The organism is Saccharomonospora saliphila YIM 90502 (genome assembly GCF_000383795.1).
In the GTDB taxonomy this organism is placed as follows: Bacteria; Actinomycetota; Actinomycetes; order Mycobacteriales; family Pseudonocardiaceae; genus Saccharomonospora; species Saccharomonospora saliphila.
Genome location: NZ_KB912624.1, coordinates 59477 through 66783, shown reverse-complemented (window position 1 = coordinate 66783; position 7307 = coordinate 59477). Strand labels below are relative to the sequence as shown.

The following is a 7307-nucleotide window of genomic DNA, read 5'->3' as shown; positions in this document are numbered from 1 at the left end:
CTCCGCGGCGGCGCGCTCGGCCGCGTCGAGACACTGCCGGGCGGCGGGCAGGAACGCCTTTCCGGCGGCGGTCAGGCGCACGCGGCGGCTGGTGCGGTCGAACAGCGTCGCCCCGAGTTCGCGCTCCAGCCGGGCGATCTGGTGGCTCAGGGCGGACTGGACGACCAGGCACCGCTCCGCGGCGCGGGTGAAGCCGCCCGTCTCGGCGACGGCGACGACATAGCGCAACTGCTGGAGTTCCACCCGACCCATCGTGTATCACGATCGATGGCGTGACAAAGATGTGTTGGACTCATTGATCGCGTCCCTCGCAGACTGGCGGCGTGGACAAGGCGGCAGTACCGACGAGCCTCGACGGCCCCGGTGGTGACCTCGCGCAGGGGCACGGTGATGACTTCGCGCAGGGGCGCGGTGGCGACCTCGCGGGAGGACACGGACGGCGCACCGTCGTCACGGCGCTCGCCCCGGTGGCGTGGGGGACGACCTACGTCGTCGCCACCGAGCTCCTCCCGCAGGGCCACCCGCTGTTCGGTGGGCTGGTGCGCGCCCTGCCCGCCGGGCTGCTCGCGCTCGCGCTCACCCGGACGCTGCCGCGCGGATCGTGGTGGCCGAAGGCGGCAGTGCTCGGCGTGCTGAACTTCGGCCTCTTCTTCCCGCTGCTGTTCGCCGCCGCGGAGCGGCTGCCGGGAGGGGTCGCCGCGACGCTGACGGCCGTGCAGCCGATGCTCGTCGCGGTGCTGGCGGTCACGGTGCTGCGCGAGGCGTTCTCGCTCCGGCGGTTCGCGTGGGGCGGGGCGGGCCTCGTGGGCGTCGGGCTCGTGGTGCTCGGCCCCGACGCGGGTTTCGACCTCGGGGGAGTCGTGGCGGGCCTGGGCAGCGCCGCGAGCATGGCGCTCGGCGTCACGCTCACCAAGCTCTGGGGACGGCCCTCCGGGGTCGGCGCGCTCACGTTCGCGGGGTGGCAACTCACGGCGGGTGGGCTGTTCCTGCTGCCGCTCACCGCCGTCGCCGAGGGCGCTCCACCCGCCGTCGGCCCGCCCGCGGTCGTGGGCTACCTCTGGCTGGGCGTGGTGGGCGGCCTGCTGGCGTACGCGCTGTGGTTCCGGGGCATCACCACACTGCCCGTCACGTCGGTGGCGGTGCTCGCGCTGCTCTCCCCGATGGTCGCCGCCCTGCTCGGTGCCGTCCTGCTCGGCCAGCTCCTGGGGCCGGTGCAGTTCGCCGGATTCGCGCTCGCGCTCGCCGCCATCGTCGGAAGCCAGGTCACACCCGCGCGCCGTCGGGTCACATCGCGGCGAGCATGAACGCCATGCCCGCCGACATCACGGCGAGGGTGAGGCGGACGGCGACGACGGAGTGCGCGGTGGGCACGGCCGCCGCGCCGCCCACGCCGGGAACGCCACCTGCCGGGGCCGTGCGGGCCCCCGTCGCGAACACACTCGCGCGGGCGACGGCGCGGAAGGCGGGCACACGCTCCCACAGCCCCAGCGCCCAGGCCACGGTCTGCACGGCGAGGTAGGCCACGAGTACGCCCTCCACCACCGGCGCCAACCGTGCGGGCGGCAGCAGCATGCAGGTCATCACCAGCATGTCCGCCGCCGAGAACACCCACAGCGGGTCGAGACCACCGTCGCGGCGCCGAAGCAGCAGCACCGCGCTGAGCAGGGCGAGCGTAAGCAGGGCGAACACGACCAGCCCGGCCCGGTACAGCTGCTCGTGCCCCATGCGCGGCAGCGCGTACATCGACACCATGCCCGCCGCCATCGCCGTGTGCCCGAGGTGCCACCAGCGGTGCCGCCCGCTCATCACCCGCGCGTGCGACAGGTGCAATGCGAGCACCACGCACAACGCCAGCGCCCACGCCGCCCGCGCCCACGGCGGCAGCGGCGCCGCCTCCATCGACCCCGTCATCGGCTCCCTCATCGGCCCCCCGTCGGTGTGCCCGCGCCGGTCCGTTCCGCTCCGACGGTCCGGCGTGAACGGCCATGCACGCGTCGTCCGATCGGGTGGTTCTGCCCGGCGCTATGGGGCCCGTGCCCGGTCGGAACGGACACGACGGAACCGGGCACGTCGGACGCGACGTCTCATACCCCGACACTCCCGTCGGTGACGCACGCGGTACGTGGCGTGGAGGCCGGCAGGGGCGCGGTCGCGGGCACTCGGGAAGGACACGCGTAATCATGGCGGGCAGAATCTTTTGGATCACGGCGGGGACGCTGTTGCTCGCCGTGGTGCTCGCGGTCACCATGGGGTGGTGGCCCGCGGGCGTCGAGTCGATCGTCGCGGTCGCGGTCTCGCTGCTCGCCCTCTGCTACGGCCTGGCGCGCTCGCTGGCGAAGAACCTGTGGCAACGCTGGCAGGAGCGCCTCACCGAGCGCATCGACACCGCCGTGCTGCGGATGACCTCACGCTTCGACCGGCACTACCGGGAGTTCGTGCTGAACAGCGTGCGGTTCGTCGACCTCAAGGGCCTGACGACGATCGGCTTCCACACGCCCGAGATCGAAGAGGTCTTCGTCGACGTCACCCTCACCCGCCGCGCGGCGAGCCGTGTCGAGGAAGGGCTGGTGGCGCCGCTGCCCGCCCGGATCGAACGGCGGCACTCGCTGGGCGAGCTGATCGCCGAACCCGGTGGCCGCATCCTCGGCATCATCGGCGTGCCCGGCTGCGGCAAAACGACCCTGCTCCGGCACACGGCCCGCACGGTCTGCCGCGGCACCGGGGGACGGAGCGTGCCGATCCTGCTGTACCTGCGCGACCACACCGACACGATCCTCGAACGGCCCGAGGTGGGCCTGCTCGATCTGGTGCGCCCCACACTCGGCCGCTACGCCGAGGCAGAACCGGCCGGATGGTTCGAACAGCGGCTCGAAGAGGGGCGGTGCGTGGTCCTGCTCGACGGGCTCGACGAGGTCGCCCGGCGCGAGGACCGCCGCGACGTCGCGGACTGGATCGAACGGCAGACGGCGCAGTACCCGGACAACGTCTGGGTGATCACCGCGCGGCCCCGAGGCTACCGCCGGGCGCCGATCTCCGGTGCGGAGATCTACCAGGTCCGGGGCTTCCGGCACTCCCAGGTGGTGCGTTTCGTGCGGGGCTGGTACCTGGCCGCCGAGGTCCACGCCACCGGCTCGGCCGACGACCACACCCGCCACACCGCCCGGGAAGGCGCCGACGACCTTCTGGAGCGCCTCAACGCGTTGCCCGCGCTGTACGAGCTGACGAGCAACCCGCTGTTGCTCACGATGATCGCGAACGTGCACCGGGACCGGGGCGCGCTCCCGGGCAGCCGCGCCGGTCTGTACAGCGAGATCTGCCAGGTGATGCTCTGGCGCAGGCAGGAGGCCAAGAAGCTGGAGGTCATGCTGACCGGCCCGCGCAAGGAGTTCCTGCTCCGCGGCCTGGCGTTCGCCATGATGCGCCAGCAGGTGCGGGATCTGCCCCGGGAGCGGGTGTACGAGGAGTTCGACGCCCTGCTCTCCCGGATGCCGGAGGAGGTCACGGCCGCGGACATCCTCGTGGACGTGCGCGACCACGGCCTTCTGATCGAACGCAAGGACGCGCTCTACGCGTTCACCCACCACACGTTTCAGGAGTACCTCGCCGCCGCGCACATCCGCGACAAGGGCCTCGTGCGGGTGCTGGAGGAGGCGGTGGACGATCCGTGGTGGCGCGAGACCACGGTCCTGTACGCGGCGATGGCCGACGCGGACTCGATCGTGCGGGCATGCCTCGAATCGGGCAGTGTAGCCGCGCTGTCGCTGGCCTTCGACTGCGCCGAGGGCGGCCGGGAACTCGCGCCCGAGTACCGCCGCAGGCTGGACGACCTGCTGGCCTCGACGCTGACCCCGGACACCGACACGGAGCTGCGGCGGGTGATGGTCCGTGTGCTGATGGCCCGCCACGCTCGCACCGTCGTGCGCACGGCGGGCGGTGCCCGCGTGTGCACGTTGCCGGTCACCGAGCGGATCTACCGCCTGTTCCTCGACGAGACGGGGCACCCCTCCCCGCACTTCAGCAGCGGTGCCGACGACGACCCGGTCACCGACATCGGCCTGGACGACGCGTCGGCGTTCACCCGGTGGGTCAACGAGGTGACCGACGGCGAGCCCGGCTACCACCTGCCCACACGCGCCGAGCTGGACGACCCCACCGTGCGCGGCAGGATTCCGACGTGCAGCGCGTGGGTGAGCCCCGAGGCGGGGCAGGGCGGGTCTCTGCTGTGGACACCGAAGGGAACACGGGACCCGCACACGGTGGACGCGACGACCGTGGCCGACCACCTGCGCGCCGACGTGGACTACTCGCCGGAACCGCTGAGCAGACTGCTGCTGTTGCGCTCGATCGTGCTGCTGCGTGTCCTCGGCGACGCCCGCAGCGCGAACAAGCGGCTCTACATCGACTACGTCGAGCGGCTCGACCGGGCCTTCGACCGTGGCGCGCACCGCGAGGGCGGCGACCTGGTCAACGTCGCGGACGCGCTCACCGACGCGCAGGACGCGATGACCCGCGTCGCCGCGGACCTCGAACGCACCATGTCCGCGCTGCGCGGCGTGCGCGGTGCCACCCCGTTCGACCACGGCTGGGCGCTGTCCCGCGTCGCCGACCTCAAGGACGCGCGCCTGCTCACCGAGTACGAGTACGAGCTGGCCGAGGACCTGCGCTCCCTCGGCCGCGCGCTGTGGCGCACGGTGGACGAACTCGGCCACGGACACCCGCTCGACACGGTGCTCGGCGTGGGGGAGAAGTACGCGCGCCACGACGCCGGGGGCGGTGCCGAGGACGAGCCCGGCTACTCGGAGTCGGTGGAACGCGTGCTCGGCCGCGCGGTGTCCGACATGGTCGATCGGACGCTGGTGCGCGGCGAACCAGGGTCGTGGCAGCGACGGTGGCACGCCGAGCTGATCCGCGCGTCGGGCCTGCTCGACGAGGAACGCTTCCTCATCCTGCCCGCGACGCTGAGCAACGGCGCCCGTAACGCCGAAGCCGCCCTCACCGAACGCCTGCCCGGCACGTGGCTCGCCGACGCGGCGGGCGCCTTCGCCGAGTTGGCGGCGCCCGCACTCGAATGGCCCCGGCACGCGCCGATCACCGACCGCACCGCGACGGTGCTGAGGCTGGGTGCGTTGTGCCTGGCCGCGGAGGCGGGCGCGCACGGTCACAGCGACCTGCGCGGCGCCTTTCTCAAGCTCGCGGCCGGGGTCACGTTCCTCCAGCGCCGGGCGCGGGACGAGGGCTCGATCACGCAGACGATCGTGCTGGCGATCGCGTAGCGGGTGCGATCACCGTTTGCCCTGTTCGTCCCGGGTTCGCGCCGGTGCGCCGACGAGGCCGCACGCCAGTGCCCCAGGCCCACCAGCACGGCCGCGAGCGCGCCGTCAGAAGAGGCTCGCGAGGCGCACGAGCACCAGCGACAACAGCACCGACACCGCGATCAGTGCGAGACAGCCGGGACGCCCGCCCGCGACGCCGAATCCGGTCTTCGCGCTGCCCATGTCTCGCCGGGTACCCGGCGAGGCGCTCGCGATAACCGGCGGGCGGTCTCGGCGCTACCGTGCGGGCATGCCGAAAAGCGTTGTCGTACTCGGCGCGGTCGCGGCCGCGCTCGTCGCGGGGTGTGCGCCCGCGGATTCGTCCGGACCGCAGGCCGAGGGCACCGGAGGGCCGTCCACCGGGCCGGAGGCGGACGCGGTGTCGGTGCCGCCCGATCCCGAGCCCGTGGCCGAGGGGCCGTGTCCCTACCTGGACACCGAGACCGTCGCCGAGGCCAATGGGCAGCGGGTGCGGCGGGTGCGCGTCTCGGACGACGAGCCGCATCCCGCCTGCTTCTTCCACCGGCCGGACGGCGAGGTGCAGCTGACCGTCCGCGTCTACGTCGGCGACCCCGCCGTGGCCGTCGGTGTCGTGGACGCCGCCGCACCGGTGGAAAACTCCAATCCCGCGACCCGTCCGTCCGGTTGGGAGGGTGGTTACCGCGCCGGTGACGACGGAGCCGTCTACGCCATCAGCAAGGGGGACACGGCGGTCGTCGTGACCACGAATCAGCGACAGAGCGTGAAGGCGCGCAGCATCGCCACGACGGTCGTGCACGGCATCGGCGCCTGAGCGTGACGATAGAACACCGCTGAGTGCAAGCGAAGTTGATCTTGTATTAAGGTACTGGCACACGCGCAGGCACACCAGGACGGTGTACCTCGTCCGGTCGACCCGGCAACCAGGGGACGATGACTGGGTACACGGCGCTCCTGCGGGAAGTGAATCGTTGAACCAACCGTGTGAAGGATGGATACCGTGGCTGACACCCTGAAGGAAATCCTGCTCGACTCCAGCAAGCGTCCGGCGGTGGTGACCGACCTCCAGGACCTGATCGACGAAGAGGTCGAGGCCAAGAGCGGCGTGTCGGGCACGGTCATCAAGACCGGCTACGGTGCCGTCAAGAAGATCAAGCCGGGCATCATCGGCTCCGCCGTGGACAGCCTGCTCGACGAGTTCACCGCCGCCCTTGAGCCGTTCTACGCCGACTTCAAGGCCAGCGGCACGGGCGACTTCGGCACCTACCTGCCGACCCGTTCGGACGAGGCCGCCGACGCCCTGCTGTCGGTGACCGACGCCCGCGCGGAGAAGAGCGACCGCGACAGCATCAAGAAGGTCTACAACAAGCTGCGCCCGAAGGGTAAGGAGAACGTCGAGGAGGCCCTGCCGCGGCTGGGCAAGCTCATCGACAAGCACGCCGCCGCCTGATCAGGCGCGCGGGCGCACGGCACCACCCGCACCGGTGCCGCACGAACGGGACGAGGCCCCCGGGGCATCCGAAGTGAGCCCCGGGGGCCTCGTCTGTGCGCCGGCCCGGTCCCGTGCGCAGGCCCGGTCCTGTGCGCCTGCGCCGGGCGTGGCGGTCAGGACTTCGGCTGCTGCGGTGCGCTCTGGCCGCCCTGGGCGGAGGTGCGCTCCGACTCGCGTGCCGTGTCCTGCTGCGTCGTCTCGCCCGGAGGGCACCCGTTGCACCCTACTGGGCCCCTGCCCCCGCTTACCGGAGGCGCCGGGCGCGCAGGACGGTGTCGCGGGTGTGCGGTGAGCCCTCGGGGATCGCGGCGCGGGGGACGCGTCTCGTGGATCTCGACGGTCCAGTCGTGGTCGAGCAGCGCGGCGAGGTCGTCGGTGCCGTAGTAGTCGCCCGTGTCGAAGCCGCGCTCGTGGTGCTCGTGCTCCGGAGTGCCGGTGAGGTCGTGGCCGACCACGAGGAGGGTGCCGCCGGGCCACGGCGGCGGGTATGCCGCGCAGTGCCCTCGGACCCGCGTCGCGCCGGA

The 7307-nt window shown here is 72.4% G+C and carries 6 protein-coding genes and 1 pseudogene; 4 read left to right on the top strand and 3 right to left on the bottom strand.

What is annotated here, in order from left to right; translation table 11 throughout:
* A partial coding sequence (locus SACSA_RS21330; protein WP_048876384.1) for a LysR family transcriptional regulator occupies positions 1-243 on the bottom strand: 243 nt, incomplete at its 3' end.
* 224 nt (positions 244-467) lie between these two features.
* Here SACSA_RS21330 and SACSA_RS0103735 point away from each other — a divergent pair.
* Complete coding sequence (locus tag SACSA_RS0103735; RefSeq protein WP_028661512.1) at positions 468-1304, top strand: EamA family transporter; 837 nt, start codon at positions 468-470, stop codon at positions 1302-1304.
* Here SACSA_RS0103735 and SACSA_RS0103730 read toward each other — a convergent pair.
* Positions 1285-1911 (bottom strand): DUF5134 domain-containing protein, encoded by a 627-nt coding sequence (locus tag SACSA_RS0103730; protein ID WP_019813624.1) that lies wholly within the window; start codon positions 1909-1911, stop codon positions 1285-1287. The genes SACSA_RS0103735 and SACSA_RS0103730 overlap by 20 nt on opposite strands.
* A gap of 269 nt (positions 1912-2180) precedes the next feature.
* Between SACSA_RS0103730 and SACSA_RS0103725 the strand changes: the two genes are divergently transcribed.
* The 3 genes from SACSA_RS0103725 to SACSA_RS0103710 all read left to right on the top strand — a co-directional run bounded on the left by SACSA_RS0103725 (position 2181) and on the right by SACSA_RS0103710 (position 6741).
* Positions 2181-5273: an NACHT domain-containing protein gene (locus SACSA_RS0103725; RefSeq protein ID WP_019813623.1), complete on the top strand. Its 3093-nt coding sequence runs from the start codon at positions 2181-2183 to the stop codon at positions 5271-5273.
* Between the two features lie 289 nt (positions 5274-5562).
* Positions 5563-6105: a DUF2020 domain-containing protein gene (locus SACSA_RS0103715; protein ID WP_019813619.1), complete on the top strand. Its 543-nt coding sequence runs from the start codon at positions 5563-5565 to the stop codon at positions 6103-6105.
* Between the two features lie 186 nt (positions 6106-6291).
* Positions 6292-6741: a DUF6918 family protein gene (locus tag SACSA_RS0103710; RefSeq protein WP_028661511.1), complete on the top strand. Its 450-nt coding sequence runs from the start codon at positions 6292-6294 to the stop codon at positions 6739-6741.
* Between the two features lie 155 nt (positions 6742-6896).
* Here the strand turns inward: SACSA_RS0103710 and SACSA_RS24110 are convergent.
* Positions 6897-7307 (bottom strand): annotated as a pseudogene (locus tag SACSA_RS24110) (hypothetical protein); the annotation flags it as partial.